Annotated in this window: 18 protein-coding genes; 8 read left to right on the top strand and 10 right to left on the bottom strand. The window is 64.6% G+C overall.

Annotated features, from left to right (window positions below; translation table 11 throughout):
* The first annotated feature begins 50 nt into the window (after positions 1-50).
* Both dacB and PCO31110_RS18265 read left to right on the top strand, forming a co-directional pair.
* Complete coding sequence (gene dacB / locus PCO31110_RS18270; protein WP_246189892.1) at positions 51-1,568, top strand: D-alanyl-D-alanine carboxypeptidase/D-alanyl-D-alanine endopeptidase; 1,518 nt, start codon at positions 51-53, stop codon at positions 1,566-1,568.
* 189 nt (positions 1,569-1,757) lie between these two features.
* On the top strand, positions 1,758-2,705 hold the full coding sequence (locus PCO31110_RS18265) for a sterol desaturase family protein (RefSeq protein ID WP_150691082.1): 948 nt from the start codon (positions 1,758-1,760) through the stop codon (positions 2,703-2,705).
* Positions 2,706-2,739: 34 nt separating this feature from the next.
* Here the strand turns inward: PCO31110_RS18265 and PCO31110_RS18260 are convergent, their stop codons facing one another.
* The 5 genes from PCO31110_RS18260 to PCO31110_RS18240 form a co-directional block, all read right to left on the bottom strand.
* Positions 2,740-3,792, bottom strand: coding sequence for an L-threonylcarbamoyladenylate synthase (locus tag PCO31110_RS18260; protein ID WP_150691081.1), 1,053 nt, complete (start codon positions 3,790-3,792; stop codon positions 2,740-2,742).
* A gap of 3 nt (positions 3,793-3,795) precedes the next feature.
* The gene (locus PCO31110_RS18255) at positions 3,796-4,989 is read right to left on the bottom strand and encodes a 5-(carboxyamino)imidazole ribonucleotide synthase (RefSeq protein ID WP_150691080.1); all 1,194 of its coding nucleotides are present in this window, start codon (positions 4,987-4,989) and stop codon (positions 3,796-3,798) included.
* 41 nt (positions 4,990-5,030) lie between these two features.
* Entirely contained in the window at positions 5,031-5,537 is a 507-nt protein-coding gene (gene purE, locus PCO31110_RS18250) for a 5-(carboxyamino)imidazole ribonucleotide mutase (RefSeq protein ID WP_150691079.1), read from the bottom strand.
* A 15-nt stretch (positions 5,538-5,552) separates the two neighbouring features.
* The gene (locus PCO31110_RS18245; RefSeq protein ID WP_036662115.1) at positions 5,553-6,458 is read right to left on the bottom strand and encodes a phosphoribosylaminoimidazolesuccinocarboxamide synthase; all 906 of its coding nucleotides are present in this window, start codon (positions 6,456-6,458) and stop codon (positions 5,553-5,555) included.
* Between the two features lie 217 nt (positions 6,459-6,675).
* A complete protein-coding gene (locus tag PCO31110_RS18240) occupies positions 6,676-8,055 on the bottom strand; it encodes a hypothetical protein (protein ID WP_150691078.1) in 1,380 nt (459 codons plus the stop codon).
* A 420-nt stretch (positions 8,056-8,475) separates the two neighbouring features.
* Between PCO31110_RS18240 and PCO31110_RS18235 the strand changes: the two genes are divergently transcribed.
* Positions 8,476-9,138, top strand: coding sequence for a hypothetical protein (locus PCO31110_RS18235; protein WP_150691077.1), 663 nt, complete (start codon positions 8,476-8,478; stop codon positions 9,136-9,138).
* 12 nt (positions 9,139-9,150) lie between these two features.
* Here the strand turns inward: PCO31110_RS18235 and fba are convergent, their stop codons facing one another.
* The 5 genes from fba to PCO31110_RS18210 form a co-directional block, all read right to left on the bottom strand.
* Positions 9,151-10,215, bottom strand: coding sequence for a class II fructose-bisphosphate aldolase (fba, locus tag PCO31110_RS18230; RefSeq protein ID WP_010808468.1), 1,065 nt, complete (start codon positions 10,213-10,215; stop codon positions 9,151-9,153).
* A gap of 134 nt (positions 10,216-10,349) precedes the next feature.
* Positions 10,350-11,783, bottom strand: a complete 1,434-nt coding sequence (pyk, locus tag PCO31110_RS18225) for a pyruvate kinase (protein ID WP_010808467.1) — start codon at positions 11,781-11,783, stop codon at positions 10,350-10,352.
* A 233-nt stretch (positions 11,784-12,016) separates the two neighbouring features.
* Positions 12,017-13,222: a phosphoglycerate kinase gene (locus tag PCO31110_RS18220; RefSeq protein WP_010808466.1), complete on the bottom strand. Its 1,206-nt coding sequence runs from the start codon at positions 13,220-13,222 to the stop codon at positions 12,017-12,019.
* Positions 13,223-13,308: 86 nt separating this feature from the next.
* Positions 13,309-13,632, bottom strand: a complete 324-nt coding sequence (locus tag PCO31110_RS18215) for an AzlD domain-containing protein (RefSeq protein ID WP_010808465.1) — start codon at positions 13,630-13,632, stop codon at positions 13,309-13,311.
* On the bottom strand, positions 13,629-14,453 hold the full coding sequence (locus tag PCO31110_RS18210) for an AzlC family ABC transporter permease (protein ID WP_010808464.1): 825 nt from the start codon (positions 14,451-14,453) through the stop codon (positions 13,629-13,631). The genes PCO31110_RS18215 and PCO31110_RS18210 overlap by 4 nt, the downstream gene beginning before the upstream one ends.
* 457 nt (positions 14,454-14,910) lie before the next feature.
* On the opposite strand from PCO31110_RS18210, the gene PCO31110_RS18205 reads away from it, so the two are divergent.
* From PCO31110_RS18205 to PCO31110_RS18185, 5 genes are all read left to right on the top strand, one after another.
* Positions 14,911-15,108 (top strand): zinc-finger domain-containing protein, encoded by a 198-nt coding sequence (locus PCO31110_RS18205; RefSeq protein WP_010808463.1) that lies wholly within the window; start codon positions 14,911-14,913, stop codon positions 15,106-15,108.
* A 111-nt stretch (positions 15,109-15,219) separates the two neighbouring features.
* Positions 15,220-16,245 carry a lipopolysaccharide heptosyltransferase II gene (gene waaF, locus PCO31110_RS18200; protein WP_010808462.1) on the top strand — a complete coding sequence of 342 codons (1,026 nt, stop codon included), beginning with the start codon at positions 15,220-15,222 and terminating at the stop codon, positions 16,243-16,245.
* 60 nt (positions 16,246-16,305) lie between these two features.
* Entirely contained in the window at positions 16,306-16,761 is a 456-nt protein-coding gene (locus tag PCO31110_RS18195; protein ID WP_010808461.1) for a nuclear transport factor 2 family protein, read from the top strand.
* 16 nt (positions 16,762-16,777) lie between these two features.
* A complete protein-coding gene (locus tag PCO31110_RS18190; protein ID WP_150691225.1) occupies positions 16,778-17,809 on the top strand; it encodes a YheT family hydrolase in 1,032 nt (343 codons plus the stop codon).
* A gap of 9 nt (positions 17,810-17,818) precedes the next feature.
* On the top strand, positions 17,819-18,496 hold the full coding sequence (locus PCO31110_RS18185) for a DUF2946 family protein (RefSeq protein ID WP_010808459.1): 678 nt from the start codon (positions 17,819-17,821) through the stop codon (positions 18,494-18,496).
* Positions 18,497-18,499: the final 3 nt, after the last annotated feature.

The following is an 18,499-nucleotide window of genomic DNA, read 5'->3' as shown; positions in this document are numbered from 1 at the left end:
GCGCCCCACGCCCCCCCTCTTCACTGCATTCGCCGGCATCGCGCCGCGTCATGGGCGACGTCGTACGCGTGTGCTGCACGGCGTTGACGCTCGCGATGGTCATGAGTGCGCCCGTGCAGGCCAAGCCCGCCAAGCACGCGAAGATGCCCCACGTGCCGCAGGCTGCCACGCACGCCACGCCGCTGCCGCCCGAGTTGTCCCGCGCGCTCGCGGCGAGCAAGGTGCCCGCATCGCACGTGAGCGTGATCGTCGCGAAGGTCGACAATCCGCTGCAAACGCGCGGTTTGATCGCAGCGCCGCTGCTCGCCGTCAATCCGAACGTGCCGCGCAATCCAGCCTCGACGATGAAACTCGTCACCACGATTGCCGCGCTCGACACGCTCGGCGCCGACTACCGCTGGCGCACACAGGCGTTCACCGACGGCGCCTCGGACGGCCGCACGCTCAACGGCAATCTGTACTTCAAAGGCTCGGGCGATCCGAAGCTCGTACCCGAAGAGATGGAGAAGTTCGTCGCCGAACTGCGCAACACCGGCGTGACGACCATCAACGGCGACCTCGTGCTCGACCGCTCGGCCTATAGCTCGGACATTGGCGCACTGGGCGCCATCGACGGTGGCGACGACCGGCCGTATAACGTCGCGCCCGATCCCTTGCTGTATTCGTTCAAGGCATTCTCGTTCAGCTTCACCGGCAATGCGAACGGCACCGTCGACGTGGGCGTGCTGCCGCCGCTGGCGAACTTGCAGATTTCGAACGAGATGTCGTCCACCCCGGCCGGCAACTGCGGCGACTGGCTCACACGCATTCACCCCACGCTGAGCACGACGCCCGACGGCGCGTATGTCGCGCATTTCTCGGGCACGTACCCGGCGTCTTGCGAAGACAAGGGGTGGAATGTGGCCGCACCGGATCGCGATCGCTTCTTCTTCGGTGGCTTCCGTGCCTTGTGGCAAGCGTCGGGCGGGCAATTCAACGGCAATGTGCGCACCGGCGCCGTGCCCCCGGGTGCGCGTCTGCTCGTCACGCATCGCGGCCAGACGTTGGCCGAAGTCGTGCACGACATGAACAAGTTCAGCAACAACGTGATGGCGCGTCAGTTGTTCCTGACGCTGGGTCTCGCCGCCGACAACAACCGCACGCCCGCAAGCCTTGCGCGCTCACGCGATGTACTGAACCGCTGGCTCGACAAAAACGACCTCGCCATGCCGGGACTGGTAGTCGAGAACGGTTCCGGCCTGTCGCGCATCGAGCGCATCAGCGCCGCCGAGCTGGCGCGCCTGCTGCAACACGGCATCAACAGTCCGACGGGACAGGTGCTCGTCGAATCGATGCCGACCGTCGGCGTCGACGGCACCATGCGCAACCGCCTCATGAACCGCGACGTGGCCGGCAACGCCCACATCAAGACCGGCACGCTCGACGATGTGAGCGCGGTGGCGGGTTATGTCGGCACGCGCGCCGGCGACATCTACGTTGTGGTCTCGCTTGTGAACGACCCGCGCGCGAGCAGTGCACGCGCGTTCCACGACGCACTCATCTCCTGGGTGTACGAAAACGGCCGCTGAGCGGGCCGGTGTCGGCAAAAACACACGTAGAGGCAGCGAAGACGGGCATTTGACGTTTCCCTCTAACCGCCGCGCTACCCGATCGCATTCGAGTCAGAATAGACGTTTCATCGGTGCCACCTTCGCCCACTTCTCATGAAGGCGGGGGGCGCCGGTTCAGATGACCCCATCGTGAGGAGACACGAGGTCATGAACGTCGAGTTGATTTTGCTGGCGCTCGCCCCGGTGTTCGTATTGTGCATCGGCATCGAGGCCTGGTACTGGCGGCGCCGCAACCCCGGCATGTACAGCCTGAAGGACACCGTAAGCAACGCGACGCTCGCGCTCATGCATCAGGGGGCGGACAAGCTCGCGTGGCTGCTCATCGTGCCGTTCTACGCGTGGCTCTATGACCATTACCGCATCTACACAATGCCGGCCGGGTGGGTCGGCTTCGTGCTGCTCTTCGTCGTACAGGACCTTCTCTACTACGTGTTTCATCGTGCCAGCCATCGCATTCGCTGGCTGTGGGCCGCGCACGTCGTGCATCACTCGTCGGAGCGGCTCAACCTGTCGACCGCCTTCCGTCAAAGCCTGATGTATCCGGTCGCAGGCATGTGGTTGTTCTGGACACCGATGGCGCTCATCGGCTTCACGCCGGTACAGATCGTCGGCGTGGTGCTGCTCAATCTCGCCTTCCAGTTCTTCGTGCACACTCAGGCGATTCCGAAACTGGGCTGGCTCGAATATGTGCTGAACACGCCGTCGATTCACCGTGCGCATCACGCGCGCAATCCGCGTTATATCGACCGCAACTATGCCGGCGTGCTGGTCATCTGGGACCGCATGTTCGGGTCGTACGTGGAAGAAAGCGGGGACGAGCCGTGCGAATTCGGCATCGTCGACCAGATCCATACGCATAACCCGATCACGCTGACGTTTCACGAATGGCGCACGATGGCGCGCGACGTCGTCACGATGAAGGGATGGCGGAACAAGGGGATGGCGCTGTTTGGGCCGCCAGAGTGGCGGCACGCGTGGCAGGCGGCGCAATTGACGCAATTGGCCGCCGGACAAGCGGCAATGCCGTCGGCGGGCGGATTACCGGGAACCGCGGAGCACGTCGGCAGCGTCAACGTGTCGCAAAAGACGCTGTGACACGTTGCCCCGGCGCCGAAGCGGCACGGATGCCTTACGCGCGTTCGAAAGCCGCAGCGGCGCGTCCGAGACGGTCGCCGACTGCCGCCCACTCGGGCGTGTCCGGCAAGCGCTCGAACAGGATGTGCGTGACGTTGGCGCGATCGAGCCTTCGCAGCATCGCGTAAAGGTCGGTGGCAAGCGCCGCCGGCGTGCCGGGCAGCACGATCTTTACGACATCGGCCGACGTTGCGACGTCGGCCGGCAGGGCTGCCAGCGTTGACGCGAAGGCCACCACGGCAACGCGCTCGCCGTCAGGACGCACAGCCAGTGTCGGCGCGACTTGACCCGCGTCGCACAGATACAGTGGCGTGCGCGGCGCGTAATGCGCCTTGAGCGTGCCGGCAGCGCGCGGCGCACCGCTGTCCTGCCCCGGCAGACGCGGCATCTCGCCCAGTACCTCGGCGATCTGCTCGGGCGAAATATGCCCCGGACGCAGCAACGCAGGAAAACCGCGCGACAAATCCACAATCGTCGACTCGATGCCGACGGCGGCCTCGCCGCCGTCGAGCACATACACGGTGACACCCGGCAACCCGGCGAACTCGTCACGCACGTGCTGCGCGGCGGTCGGGCTCACCTGACCGAAGCGATTGGCCGACGGCCCAGCCACCCCGCCCTGCCCGCCCTTGATCCGGGCAAACTCGCGCAGCAGCGCTTGCGCCACCGGGTGCGACGGGCAACGCAACCCGACCGAATCCTGTCCGCCGGAGACGATATCGGAGATGTGCGGTGCACGTTTGAGAATCAGTGTGAGCGGGCCGGGCCAGAACGCGTCCATCAGCTTACGCGCCGCCGGCGTGACGTTGTCGCTCCAGTAACCGGGGTCGCCTTCCGGAGAAAAATGCACGATGACCGGATGATTCGCCGGGCGGCCCTTCGCGGCGTAGATCGCCGCAACCGCGGCCGGATTCTCCGCGTCGCCGCCGAGGCCATAGACCGTTTCCGTCGGAAACGCGACCAGTTCGCCGGCCGCGAGTTGTTCGGCCGCCAGGGTGATCGCGTCAGCCGGCGGCATGACGATGCGTGGCGCTTGGGGCGACGTCATCGCTCAGTCCTCCAGCGGGATGTTGAGGCTCGCCGCCGCTGTCACACAGGCCTTGCGGGCTTCGTCCAACGACGCGCCGGCAAACGTGATGTGACCCATCTTGCGGCCCACGCGGGCGTCTTCCTTGCCGTAAAGATGCAGACGTGCCGACGGCAGCGCCACCACGTCGGCCCACGCCGGCGTGCGAGGCCGATCTTTGGCAGCCCCCTCGAACCACACGTCGCCGAGCACATTGAGCATCACGGCCGGCGAGTGCTGACGCGTCTCACCGAGCGGCAGCCCGGCCATCGCCCGCACTTGCTGCTCGAACTGGCTGGCCGCACATGCGTCGATCGTGTAATGACCGCTGTTGTGCGGACGCGGCGCCATTTCGTTGGCGACGAGCGAGCCGTCCTTGAGAATGAAGAACTCGACGCACAGCACGCCCACGTAGTCCATTTTCGACGCAATCGCGGCGGCGGCGGCACGCGCAGCGTCGGCAACTGCCGGGGCGGCGTCGGGTGCGGGAACCGTCGTGGTGGCGAGAATGCCGTCGATATGCACGTTCTGTGCGAGCGGGTAGGTGGCGACCGAGCCATCGGCGCCGCGCGCGCTCAGCACCGAGACCTCGAAGGCCAGCGCCAGACGCTTTTCCAGCACGCAAGGCACACCGCCCAGCGCAGCGTAAGCATCGCGCGCCTCGGCCACCGTGTTCACGCGCACCTGCCCCTTGCCGTCATAGCCCAGACGCGCCGTCTTCAGAATGCCCGGCAACACGCCTTCGATGGACGCATCGCCGATAGCGGCAAGCGCCTGGTTCGATTCAATGACCAGATGCGGCGCCACGGGCACGCCGCAGCTTTCGATGAATCGCTTTTCGGCCACCCGGTCCTGCGCAATCGCGACGCAGCGCCCAGCGGGACTCACGGTCGTGGAAGCGGCGAGAAAGTCGAGCGACTGGGCCGGCACATTCTCGAACTCGGTCGACACGGCAGGGCACAGCGCGGCCAGCTCGGCGAGCGCCTTCTCGTCACGGTAATCGGCAACGATCAGGCGGTCAGCAACGGCGCCGGCCGGACAACGCGGGTCGGGATCGAGCACACAGACCCGGTAGCCCATCGATTGGGCGGCAAAACAGAACATGCGGCCGAGTTGGCCGCCGCCCAGCATGCCCAGCCATTGGCCGGGAAGGACAGGCGTAGCGGAAGCAGAATTCATCTTCGTTGAGACGCTGACAGTAGCGGGGACGTACTTTTCTTTTACAGCGCGGGCAACGTCATGCCGCGTGCGGCTTCGGTCTGCTTCGCGCGGAACGCTTCGAGTTTGCCGGCAAGCGTCTTGTCGCCGGCCGCCAGCATGGCGACCGCGAACAAGGCTGCGTTGGCCGCCCCTGCTTCGCCAATGGCGAACGTGGCGACCGGCACCCCCTTGGGCATCTGGACGATCGAGAGCAACGAGTCTTCGCCGCGCAGATACTTGCTCGGCACCGGCACACCCAGCACCGGCAAGGTCGTCTTGGCGGCGATCATGCCCGGCAGATGGGCGGCACCGCCCGCACCCGCGATGATCGCGACGAGGCCGCGCTCGCGGGCGGCTTCGGCGTAACGGAACATGTCGTCGGGCATGCGATGCGCGGAGACGACCTGCGCCTCATAAGGCACGCCGAACTCGGCCAGAATCGCGGCCGCGTTCTTCATCACTTCCCAGTCCGAGTTGGACCCCATTACCACGCCCACGCGCGGGGTCACTGCTTGTTTCTCGCTCATGTCTCGATGCCCCGCTCAGGCCAGTTGCTGGCCGGTCAGGCGCTCGAGCGCCTCGCGGTACTTGGCAGCCGTCTTCTCGACGACCTCATCCGGCAGCTTCGGCGCCGGCGGCGTCTTGCCCCACGGTTGGGTCTCGAGCCAGTCGCGCACGAACTGCTTGTCGAACGACGGCGGGTTGCTGCCCACGGCGTACGAATCGGCAGGCCAGAAACGCGACGAATCGGCCGTCAGCGCTTCGTCCATCAGATGCAGGCGGCCCTCGTCGTCCAGACCGAACTCGAACTTCGTGTCGGCGATGATGATGCCGCGCGTGGCCGCATAGGCCGCCGCTTCCTTGTACAGACGAATCGAGATTTCGCGGATCTGCTCGGCGAGTTCGCGGCCGATACGGCTCACCATGTCGTCGAAGCTGATGTTCTCGTCGTGTTCGCCCAGCTCGGCCTTGGCCGCCGGGGTGAAGATCGGTTCGGGCAGTTGTTGCGCGTTTTGCAGACCGGCGGGCAACTTCACGCCGCACACGGCGCCCGTCGCCTGATAGTCCTTCCAGCCGCTGCCGGCGAGATAGCCGCGCACCACCGCTTCCACGAGGATCGGCTTGAGGCGCTTGACGACGACCGCACGGCCGGCGACCTGCCCGGCTTCGTCGGCGGACACGACCGTCTCGGGCGCCACGCCCGTCAGGTGATTCGGCACGACGTGCGCCAGTTTGTCGAACCAGAAGTTGGCCATCTGGTTGAGCACTCGGCCCTTGCCCGGAATCGGCTCGCCCATGATCACGTCGAACGCCGAGAGGCGGTCGGTCGTTACGATCAGCAGCTTGTCGTCGCCGACGGCGTAGTTATCGCGCACTTTGCCGCGCGAGAGCAGCGGCAGGCTCTTGAGGGAGGATTCGTACAGGGCGTTCGGAGCGGGGGTAGTCACGGCGGGACCCAATGTCAGGAAGGGCAAAGGCGTAATTATACGCGCGTCGGGAGGGCGCTTCACGAAGATGTCGCCCCCGGCGTGTCATCGGACGGAATGTAAGCGCCCTCGCCCCTCGCCCGCCGGTAGGGTGTTGCGATCAAGCACCGGCGACACGCGGCCGATTCGCCCATCTCACGACGCGGGCGTCATCGGATGCCATCGGACGCCATCGAACTCAGGCAGCGTCGTCACGGAATAGCAGGTCGAGCCTCGCCCTTTCGCCCTCGCGCACGAGGAGCGCCACGACCGGCACCCGTGAAACCGGATTCGACATCATGCTGAAGCGACGACGACATTGGCGATACCAGTCGGCCATCGAAGCGGCGTCGTAGTACTTGTTGTCGCAGGTGAGCCCTTCATCGTCGACGGTGACCAACCGAATCGCGTTCCGATCGTTCGGATCGATCGCCTCCTGAGATATCCGGTCGATATGGCCGCTGAGGTAGCTGGGGGTCAGGAACCTGATCCCGCGCTGCACGTTGAACTCGTCGCCAAGCCAGAGCAGTGCCGTGCCGGGCGGCAAGCCGCCGGAGGCGAGTGCCGGCGACACGCGGGCAAAGTTGTCTTCGAGCAGCGTTGCCAGCGTGCGGCGCGCATCGTCGCCGGCCCAGTCCACATTGGCATATCGACCGGTCGCCAGCGCCGGCAGCCGTGCTTTGAGCAGATGGATTTTCCGTTCCTGATGGAGATCCCCCCGGCCAGGGTTGCGAAGGATGTCGAGCAACCTTGCGAACTCGGCGATCAGATCGAGGCTGCGTGCCGCCAGATTGATGTGGTGGTCGCTGAGTCTGGAGCGTTGTTCGACGACTCGCTTGCCCAGCCCGACACGCACGTTCGTTTCGCCATTTTCCAATTGCAGCGCCGCGCTGGCAATCACGGCGCAAGGCCGGGAAATACCACGCTCCGAACACACGAGCGCGATCTTGCCCGGGTTCTCACGCATGTACGCGGCCACGCCGCGCCCGGCATCCCATAGCACGTCGCGGGGAATCTCGGCATCGAAACGCTCCATGCCGATGAACTCCATGAACTGCACGTGGGACAGCCCGCCGTCGAGCTTCACGGGCCCTTGCGGCACGCGCTCACCGGCAGCGTCGAAGTCGAGCCGGCCCTGGCGGATCACACCGGAGATGTAAGCGCTAATGGATCTCTCGGCGTATCCTGCCTTGCTTGGCTCGCGCGGCGGATCACCGGCATTGGCAGGCCCCTGCATCGCGCCCGGCTCAACACAGAAAATCGCGCCGATCTGCGGACGAGCCTTAAGCAGGCGGGTAAGCACTTGCGCCTCTGCCGGGGTTGCCGTCGGTCCGACAACAAACCGGTGCCCCCCCAGCTCGATCAGGCCGTAACGGGTACGTTCGTTACCCAAACAGAACAGTTGGGCCGGGTTGACGCCATAAGTATCGATCCAATCTTGTGTTGCCCGCGCAATCGCAGACAGCGACTGCGGCTTGATGCCGTCACGCGCCCAAAGCTGGATTGGCTTCTCGACTTGGGCCGTTCCGTCGGTGTGATCGATATCGGCACCTCGCCAGTCGGCGGCCATCGGTGTCATCGCGATCTCGGAGGGACCCGGCGTCGGCTCATGCGCAGCACCCGGTGCCGAATGCCTCGCGGCCCGAGATCCGCCAGCGGAGGTCTGCGCACGCTGAGATACGGCGCTCACGTCGCCGGCCAGGGACGTGCGCCCCGACGACGGTGGGGAAGTTTCGTTGGGATTGGGGGCACCGAGGCAACAGGCAACCACTTTGGTCAGGGATATGGGCATAGGCATTCTCCGGATGGTCTTGAGGGCGCGAGGGAATTTCCAGGGGGGCTCAGGAGCCTGCCACGCTGCCCGGCACCGATCTTCAGGATTCGGGGGATGACTGTCGTTTTGCTCCAGCCCCGGACATCGGCGCTGACGTCGTTACGCGCCGGCGGAGGCCGGGATTTCTCTGCCCTTCGTCTTGCCCGGATGTTGCCTAGAATGGAAATGCTCACCCGAACCAAGGGGACTGCCGTGACGAACCCATCGAATCCGAAAACTGTCCGGCAGACCTATGCCGGCAAGCTTGCCGCATGCCACCCCGGCGTCCGCCCCTGCACTTGCCTGGGAGCCCGTCTGGCGCTTGCTGCGGCGATAGCGTTCGCCGGCCTGCCCGCGTTTGCGCAGTCGACTCCCCCCGGTGCAACGCCGCCGGCAGCGTCGGCCCATGCCCCGGCCCATCGGCCCGGCACGGCACACACCGCCCCCGTAAGTCCCGCACCCCCTGCGGTCGACACCGCCGAGCGGCCCGTGCTGCCGCGCCTCGTCGCCATCGCTACCTCGGACGACGACGAGATTCCGCGTTTCGCCTTGTTCGCCGCGCGCGATATCGAGCTGTTGGGCTTGCAGTTCCCGGCACAAAAGGGCGACACGTCCAGCGATACCGACGTCGTCATCACGATGAGCCTGCGCGAAGGCGCGACCACCCGGATGCGCGACTTCTCCCGTCAGCACATGAACGAGCCGATGACGCTGATTGTCGATGGCGTGGAAATGCTCACCGCCACGATCCGCTCGGAACTGGGTGGGAAGTTCCAATTACAGATGCCAAAAGAAAAGGCCCGGCGCTTGTTCCAGCGAGTGCTGGCAAAAGCCGGGCCTGCGACCTGAGCGGCGCGCTGATTACTTCACGATCTGCGCGAGATCACCGCTCTTGTACTTCTCTGCCATCTTCTCGAGGGCGACCGGCTTGATCTTGCCTGCCTGACCTTCGCAACCGAACGACAGATAGCGCGCCTTGCAAACCAGCTTGGCGGCTTCACGGGCCGGCTTGAGGTAATCGCGCGGGTCGAACTTGCTCGGATTTTCGAACAGATAGCGACGGATCGCGCCGGTCATCGCCAGACGGATATCGGTATCGATGTTGATCTTGCGCACACCGTGCTTGATGCCTTCGACGATCTCTTCGACCGGCACGCCATACGTTTCCTTCATGTCGCCGCCAAATTCGCGGATCTCGGCGAGCAACTCTTGCGGCACCGACGACGAACCGTGCATCACCAGGTGGGTGTTCGGAATGCGGCGGTGGATTTCCTTGATGCGGTCGATGGCGAGAATGTCGCCCGTCGGCTTGCGGCTGAACTTATAAGCGCCGTGCGAGGTGCCGATGGCGATGGCCAGCGCGTCGCACTGCGTCTGATGCACGAAGTCGGCCGCCTGATCCGGATCGGTCAGCAGTTGTTCGCGAGTCATCGTGCCGTCGGCGCCGTGGCCGTCTTCCTTGTCGCCCTTCATCGTTTCGAGCGAACCCAGCACGCCCAGCTCGGCTTCCACCGTCACGCCGATGTAGTGCGAGAACTCGACCACCTTCTTCGACACTTCGACGTTGTACTCGTAGCTGGCGACCGATTTGCCGTCGGCTTCGAGCGAGCCGTCCATCATCACGCTCGAGAAACCGCTCTTGATCGCGGCCATACACACCGCCGGCGACTGGCCGTGATCCTGGTGCATCACGACCGGAATGTGCGGATACGCTTCCACGGCCGCCGAGATCAGGTGACGCAGGAACGCTTCACCAGCGTACTTACGGGCACCGGCCGAGGCCTGCATGATGACCGGCGCACCGACTTCGTCGGCGGCGGCCATGATGGCGGAAACCTGCTCCAGATTGTTAACGTTGAAGGCCGGCAGACCGTAGCCGTTTTCGGCGGCATGGTCGAGCAGCTGTCGCATAGAGACTAGGGGCATGATGTTCTCCTTGGAATCACAAAACTAAGCAAATCTTTCCTCGATCCAGAGGCGCCCCTCATGACGACGGCTCGCGGGCGGCGCAGCGTGCGCTTTTGCTCGCACGCCTCGCCGCACTCGCGCGGCTCCTTTCATCATGCCTGGCCCACCTGGACGATCTTCAACGTATTCGTGCCGCCGGGTTGCCCCATCGGCTCGCCTACCGTCAATACGATCGTGTCGCCGCGCTTGACCACCCCACGCGCGAGCAGCAATTGCTCGGCTTGCTTGAGCGCGTGATCGCGCTCAAGCGTGGCGTCGGCCCGCATGGCGTAGACGTTGCGGTACAGCGCCATTTTGCGGTGGGTGCCGAGCTGCGACGTCAGGGCAAAAATCGGTACATGAATCTTGTGCCGGGACAGCCACAACGCGGTCGCACCCGACTCAGTGAGTGCCACGATCGCTTTCGCGCCAAGATGATACGCGGTAAACAGGGCACCGGCGGCAATCGTTTGGTCAATGCGCGTAAAAGTCTGGTTGAGCCAGTCGCGGTCGAGTTCCAGCATTTCCGAGCGTTCGGCTTCGACGCAAATCGCCGCCATCGTCTCGATCGTTTCGACCGGGTACTTGCCCGCCGCACTCTCGGCCGACAGCATGACGGCGTCGGTGCCGTCGAGCACTGCGTTGGCGACGTCCGACACCTCGGCGCGGGTCGGCACCGGGTTGTGGATCATCGACTCCATCATCTGCGTGGCCGTGATCGTGAGCTTGTTCATCTCGCGCGCGAGCTTGATCATGCGCTTTTGCAGCCCCGGCACCGCCGCATTGCCCACTTCGATGGCCAGATCGCCACGCGCGACCATGATGCAGTCCGACGCCGCCAGAATTTCTTCGAGCGCCGGAATCGCTTCGGCACGCTCGATCTTGGCGATCATGCGCGGCTTGATGCCGTAGGGCTCGCCCGCCACGTTGGCCAGACGGCGCGCCATTTCCATGTCGGTGGCGTTCTTCGGGAAGGAGACCGCAACGTAGTCGGCGCCCAGCGCCATCGCCGTCTTGATGTCTTCCATGTCCTTGGCCGTGAGCGCCGGCGCCGTCAGCCCGCCGCCCTGGCGATTGATACCCTTGTTGTTCGACAGATCGCCGCCGACCTTCACCGTGGTGTGGATCTCACTGCCCAACACGCGCTCGACGATCAGCACGATCAGGCCGTCGTTGAGCAGCAGCACGTCGCCCGGACGCACGTCGCGCGGCAGTTCCTTGTAGTCCAGGCCGACGCGCTCGTCGTTACCCAGTTCGCAATCGGCATCCAGAATGAACTTGGCGCCCGCCTCGAGCGTGGTCTTGCCGTTCTCGAATTTGCCGACGCGAATCTTCGGGCCCTGAAGGTCGGCCATGATGGCCACTTCGCGGCCCGCCGCCTTGGCAGCCGCGCGCACCATCTCGGCACGCTCGATGTGATCCTGCGCCTTACCGTGCGAGAAGTTCAGTCGAACGACGTCGACGCCTGCGGCGATCATGCGCGAGAGCACTTCCGGCGTGCTCGATGCCGGACCGATGGTGGCGACGATCTTGGTGGAGCGGTTCATTACATCCATCTCTTCATCCTCTTTTGGTGACAGCGCGTTCGACATTGCTGGCGCTTAGAGGTTTGTAGCGCATTTAGGCCACCGCAGGTTAACCAAAAAGTTCGTATTGTCCGTACGAAATCGTTTGATTCGATCTCTGACGTTCGCAATAAGACGACCAAGATCGCCGTTTGCCAACGGCTTCCGGACCGTCGAACCGGCCTGCGAGCCCCGCTCCACCTGGCTTTACGCGATCAGTTGGCTTGCGCCGCGCGTTGTTGCAGCACGTCGACGGCCGGCAGCGTCTTACCCTCGAGGAATTCGAGGAAAGCGCCGCCACCGGTCGAGATATAGCTGACCTGATCGGCAATGCCGTACTTGGCGATGGCGGCGAGCGTGTCGCCGCCCCCGGCGATCGAGAACCCCTTGGCGGCGGCAATGGCGCGCGCCAGCGTCTCGGTGCCGTGACCGAATTGGTCGAATTCGAACACGCCGACCGGACCGTTCCACACGATGGTGCCCGCGCCCGCCAGTTGCTCGGCGAGCTTGGCGGCCGTTTGCGGGCCGATGTCGAGGATCATGTCGTCGGCGGTCACGTCGGCGGCAGCCTTCACCGTTGCCTGCGCCGTGGCACTGAATTCCTTGGCGCACACAACGTCCGTCGGGATCGGCACCGACGCGCCGCGCGCTGCCATGGCGTCGATGATCGCCTTCGCCTCACCGACCAGATCGGCCTCGGCGAGCGACTTGCCGATGGGCAGACCGGCGGCCAGCATGAACGTGTTGGCGATACCGCCGCCCACGATCAGTTGATCGACCTTGTCGGCGAGCGTCTTCAGAATGGTAAGTTTGGTCGACACCTTGGAACCCGCCACGATGGCCACGAGCGGACGGGCCGGGGCGTTCAGCGCCTTGCCGAGCGCTTCGAGTTCGGCGGCGAGCAGCGGGCCGGCACAGGCGACCGGCGCGTACTTGGCGATGCCGTGCGTCGTGGCTTCGGCGCGGTGAGCGGTGCCGAAGGCATCGTTCACATAGATGTCGCACAGCTTGGCCATCTTCTGCGCCAGTTCGTCGTTGTCCTTCTTCTCGCCCTTGTTGACGCGGCAGTTCTCCAGCAGCACAACCGTGCCCGGCGCCACGTCGAAGCCGCCGTCGACCCAGTTGGCAATCAGCTTCACGTCGCGGCCGAGCAGTTCCGACAAACGCTTCGCCACCGGCGCGAGCGAGTCGGCAGGCTTGAATTCGCCTTCGGTCGGACGGCCCAGATGCGAGGTGACCATCACGGCAGCACCGGCGTCGAGCGCCATCTGAATGGCCGGCACCGAGGCACGAATACGCGTGTCTTCCGTGATACGGCCCTCATCGTCTTGCGGCACGTTCAAATCGGCGCGAATGAAGACACGTTTGCCTGCCAGGCGGCCTTGAGCAATCAAATCGGAAAGACGTACGACGGAAGCCATGAGAATCCGGAATAAATAGTGGGAAAAACATGCATTTTAACTGATCCCACCCGCCGGTTGCCCATTTTGGAGCTTGGGGGTTCTGCCTACAGAAACAAGCGGCCGAGCGTGTACACGGCCATGCCGACGACGATCATCTCGATCATGTTGCGGCGCCAGACGAACCAGCCCGTGGCCGCCACGGCCGCCGCCAGCTTGTGGTTGCCCAGATGCAGCGCGAACTGGTGATCGAGCAGCAGCACCTCAGGCACCACGATCACGGCGAGCGCCGCCGCCGGAGCGTAGCGCAGCGCGCGTTGCAGCCGCTGCGGCAACGTCACCCGGTCGCCCGCGAGCAGGAAGAAGGTACGGGTGACGATGGTGATCGCCGTCATCGCCACGAAGGCAAACCAGATCTCGAAGGTGCTCATGAGCGCCGCTCCCCTGTGGCACGGTTTTTCGCACTCTCTTGTGCGTCATCGCGCGCCCCCACGTGCGCGCTGCCGTCGTTCGCCGCCGCTTTCGGACTCGCCAGGGCAAGACGCTTCGCGTGCCGCGCGGTCAGTTCGTCGCAGACCATACCGGCGGCGAGCGCACCGAACACCCCGAGCACGAGGTTGAGGCGATAAGGCAGATCGAACGCGAGCAGGCCGATGACCGACGCGAGCGCGACGGTCAGCAGGGTCGAGCGGCTCGTGATCGTGTGAACCATCATGGGAATGAGGGCGAGCGTGCCCGCGAATCCCAGCCCCCAGCTATCGGGCACGAGCGCGCCGAGCATGATGCCGAGGATCGACGACACATGCCAGACGGCCCAGTTGCTGATCGTGATGCCGTAGTAGGTCCCCTCTTTGCCCGGTACATACCCGCTCGCGAAGTTCTGGTTCATGAACATGACGAAGCCGAGATCGCCATTCACGTACCCGAGCACGATGCGCCGAGGCAGCGACAGATAGGAGAAATGAGGCTGGAGTGCGGCACTGAAGATCACGAAGCGCAAATTGACGATGCCGACCGTGAGCAGGATCGTCCACAACGGCATGCCGGCAGCGAATAACGGCAGCGAGGCCAACTGAGCGGAGCCCGCGTAGAGCATCAGGCTCATGCCGATGGCCTGCGGCACTGTCAGTATCGACTTGCTCATGGCGACCCCGGTCACGAGTCCCCACGAGAAGATGGCAGGCAGGAGCGGCGAAATAATGCGGAAACCGGCCGCGAACCCTTGACGTTCGGCGGCTGGCAGACGAAGCATTGGCATGGTCTGTTGGGGGGGCAAGCGCCGAAGCGTCCGGCACAGTGTCTGGCATTGCGGGGCAAAGCGGTCCCGACGGCGCCCGGCACGCCCGAAATGGCCGCTAGCGGCCATGGCACCCGCCAGGGTTGCCGGAGTATCTCCTGAATATATTCATCGTTGGCGGCGGGCGACAGCCCATTATAGCTATGGTAAATACTTGCTTACTACGTTACCGGCGTATATCTGTTCGTTTTTGCAGGTGCAACACGCGAGGTGTCGCATACGCGCCACGCGGTGGGTTCTCTGTGAGGCCGAAACGGGTAGGCGGCGCGTCTGCTGGCGCTGCGCGCCATCCGCAAAGGGCTGCGGCTGCTTTACAATAGCGTCTTTTGGTGGGCAGACAGCCAGCGGTTTCATCCTTGGCGCCGGCCCTGCAATCCCCGAAATTCCGAATACCCATCACGGTCCGAACCCCATGAGCGAAGTCAAACAAATGCCGGTCGTCGAAGTCGGCGCCGAAGATCTGCCTGTGCACTGCCCGAATCCGAAGATGGAAGCCTGGAGCGCCCATCCGCGCGTGTTCATCGATGTGACCCACGGCGAAGCGGCTTGCCCGTACTGCGGCACGCGCTATCGTGTAAAGGCGGGTGTCGTGCTCAAGGGCCACCACTGAGCCGGCTGCCGTTGCCCCGACCGGTCAGGCGCCGTGCCAAGCTGGCGCAATGCGCCGCCCGGTCGCCTGTCCGTTTCATCGCTACGCTTAACGTTTTGAGTCTCCGCCACGATGCATAAAGCCTTGGTGATCGCCCCCAACTGGATTGGGGACGCGCTGATGGCGCAGCCGTTGTTCACCCTGCTCAAGCGTCTGCATCCGCGTCTGACCATCGACGCGATCGCGCCCGGCTGGGTCGCCCCGGTTCTGGAACGCATGCCGGAGATTTCGCGCGTCGTCGCTACCGACCTCGCGCACGGCAAATTGCAGCCGCTCGAGCGCTACCGGCTCGCGAGCGTGCTCGCCGACGAGGGTTACGACGCCGCCTATGTGCTGCCGAACTCCCTGAAGTCGGCGCTGATTCCGTGGCTGGCGCGCATTCCGCTGCGCATCGGCTACAAGGGCGAGCAGCGCTACGGCCTGCTCAACGTGCGCCACGCCAATCCGCGCAAGGACGAGCGCCCGCCGATGGTGCGGCACTACGCTGCGCTCGCGTTTGCCCCCGGGGCCAAGCTGCCCGAGACGCTGCCCACGCCGCGCATTGAAGCCGATCTGAACGAGTCGGCCCGTGTCTTCGCGCGCTTCGGCCTGGATCTGCGCGTGCCACTCGTGGTGTTTTGCCCAGGTGCCGAGTTCGGGCCGGCCAAGCGTTGGCCGCCGGGTCATTTCGCGCAGTTGGCCCAGTTGGTGCGCCGCTCGTTCCCGTATGCGCAGATCGTCGCGCTCGGCTCGGGCAAAGATGGCGCACTGGCACAGCAAATCGCCCTGGACGCCCCGTTCGTGCGCAATCTGTGCGGACAGACGTCGCTGGCCGAAGCGTGCGCGCTGCTGGCACGCGCCAATGCCGTGGTAAGCAACGATTCGGGGCTGATGCACGTGACGGCGGCGTTGCGCCGCCCGCAGATTGCCCTGTTCGGTTCGTCCGATCCGCGCCACACTCCGCCGCTGTCCGACCAGGCGCATATCCTGTGGCTACAATTGGAATGCAGTCCGTGTTTTGCCCGCGAATGTCCGTTGGGCCATACGCGCTGCCTCAACGAGCTGATGCCTGAGCATGTGTTCGCGAATGTGCGCAACATTCTGCTCACGCAGCGCTGATCCAGCCTACGGCGGAGCCGCGTTCAGCCCGATCCCGGTAACACTCAACGGTAAATTCTCATGCCACGTTTTGTCCGTCTGTTCGATGCCGCCGGTGAGACCATCATCGCTTTTTATGACGCGCTGAGCCGTGGGCAGACGGATCGCGTGATGTCGCTTTGGGCCAACGAGGATTTCGTCAGCTACATTCGCGCCGACGGCACCCGCTGGGACGGTCTGGAACAGATTCGCAGCGGTCTGGTTGCCCAGTTCTCGCAAAGCGTGGTGCTAATCGATTCGCTGGACACGACCGAGTACGACACCGTCGGCACGGTCATGCACACGGCGACCGAAGCGATGCGCGTCGGCAAGGAAGACGCCGGCCAGACGGTCGCCCAGCTCATCCACACAACCTATGTGCTGGTGCATGAGCAAGGCGACTGGCGCTTCGCCCATATCCACTCCAGCCCGTTGCCGCCGCAGGCCGTTGAGCAATTCAGCCTGATGATGCACGCGCGTCCGGATGGGCTTCACTGACCGGTACGGTACGACGATGACGGCGCGTCAGGCGACGTTTCTTCCCCTGGACTACCAGCCGCCGCGGTGGCTGCCCGACGGGCACAGCCAGACGATTTACCCGGCATTGCTCGGCCGCCGCCCGTCGGTCGAATTCCGGCGCGAGACGTGGGACACGCCCGACGGCGACTTCGTCGATGTCGACTGGCTAGTCGCCCCGCCTGCCGCAGAGAAATCTCCGCCCGCCCCTGAAGGTCTGGTCGAAACGCCGCTCGTCGTGCTGTTTCACGGCCTCGAAGGCGGCTCGGGCAGTCACTACGCCTGCACCTTGATGCGCGAAGTCGAAGCGCGGGGCTGGCGTGGTGTGATCCCCCACTTTCGCAGTTGCAGCGGCCGCATGAATCGCGCGCCGCGCTTCTATCATTCAGGCGACAGTACCGAGGTCGACTGGATGCTGCAACGGTTGCGCGCGAACACCTCGGGCCCGATCTTCGCGGCCGGGGTGTCGCTGGGCGGCAATGTGCTGCTGCGCTGGCTGGGCGAGCACGAGGGGCATGCAACGCAGGTGGTGAGTGCCGCGTGCGCGATTTCGGCACCGCTCGATTTGCGGGCGGGCGGACTGGCGCTCTCGCACGGCTTCAACATGGTGTACACACGCAATTTTCTGGGCACGCTCAAGAAAAAAGCGCTCGTCAAGCTCGACCAGTACCCTGGGCTTTACGACCGGCACCTGATGATGGCCGCGCGCGATCTCGGCGAATTCGATCATGTGGTAACGGCGCCATTGCACGGTTATCACAGTGCGTTCGATTACTACACGCGCGCGTCGAGCAAGCCGATTCTGCCGGCAATCGAAGTGCCGACGCTGGTGATCAATGCGCGTAACGACCCGTTCCAGCCCGCCAATGTGCTGCCCGGCCAGGACGATGTCGGGCGTTATGTCCAGTTGCTGCAACCGGCCAACGGCGGGCACGTCGGCTTCATGAGCGGTCCGTTTCCCGGCGGCATGACGTGGATGCCGCGCACGGTGCTCGACTACTTCCGTCAATTTCTGCCGAGTGCGGCCTGAGGATGCATCATGGATGAAATCGTTCGACAGGCGATGGCCAAATGGCCCAACGTACCGGATTGCTACGGCTGGCTCGCCCTCGACCGGCGCGGACAGTGGCGCATGCGCGATGAAGCGGCGCAGGCGGCGGGCACCGCCGGCGATCCGATCCGTCATGCGGCATTGATCGCGTTCATTGCCCGCAACTATGCTAGCGACGACGCCGGGCGATGGTACTTCCAGAACGGGCCGCAACGCGTGTACGTCTCGCTCGCCTATGCGCCGTTCGTGGTGCGGCTCACGTGGGACGCCGCCGCGAACGACGGCCGCGGTGCGCCGGAGCTGACGGACCAGTTGGGGCATCGGTTCGTGCCGCAGGCGTGTCTGCTGGACGAAGACGGGAATGTGGCGTTCGTGGGTGCGCCATCCGGCGGCGGGGGAGATGGCACGACGGTGGAAAAAACGCAGAGGAGCGCACCGCTCGCGTTGCTGCACGATCACGACATCGATCTGCTCACGCAGGTGTCCGATCTGGCGCAAGCCTTCGAGATCGAGCAAACGTCGGACGACACCGCCGACGCCAAAGGTGCAGTACGACTGCATTGGCGCAATGGCACCTCGCTGCCCTTCGCGACCGTTCACGCCGGCACTCTGCCGCAGGCCTATGGATTCGAGCGCGATCCGCAGGCCGACGGTCAAGGGGCATGATTT

Source organism: Pandoraea communis, from assembly GCF_902459745.1.
Classification (GTDB): domain Bacteria; phylum Pseudomonadota; class Gammaproteobacteria; order Burkholderiales; family Burkholderiaceae; genus Pandoraea; species Pandoraea communis.
Note: the sequence above shows the minus strand (reverse complement) of the source record. Positions and strands in the feature narration are given on the sequence as shown.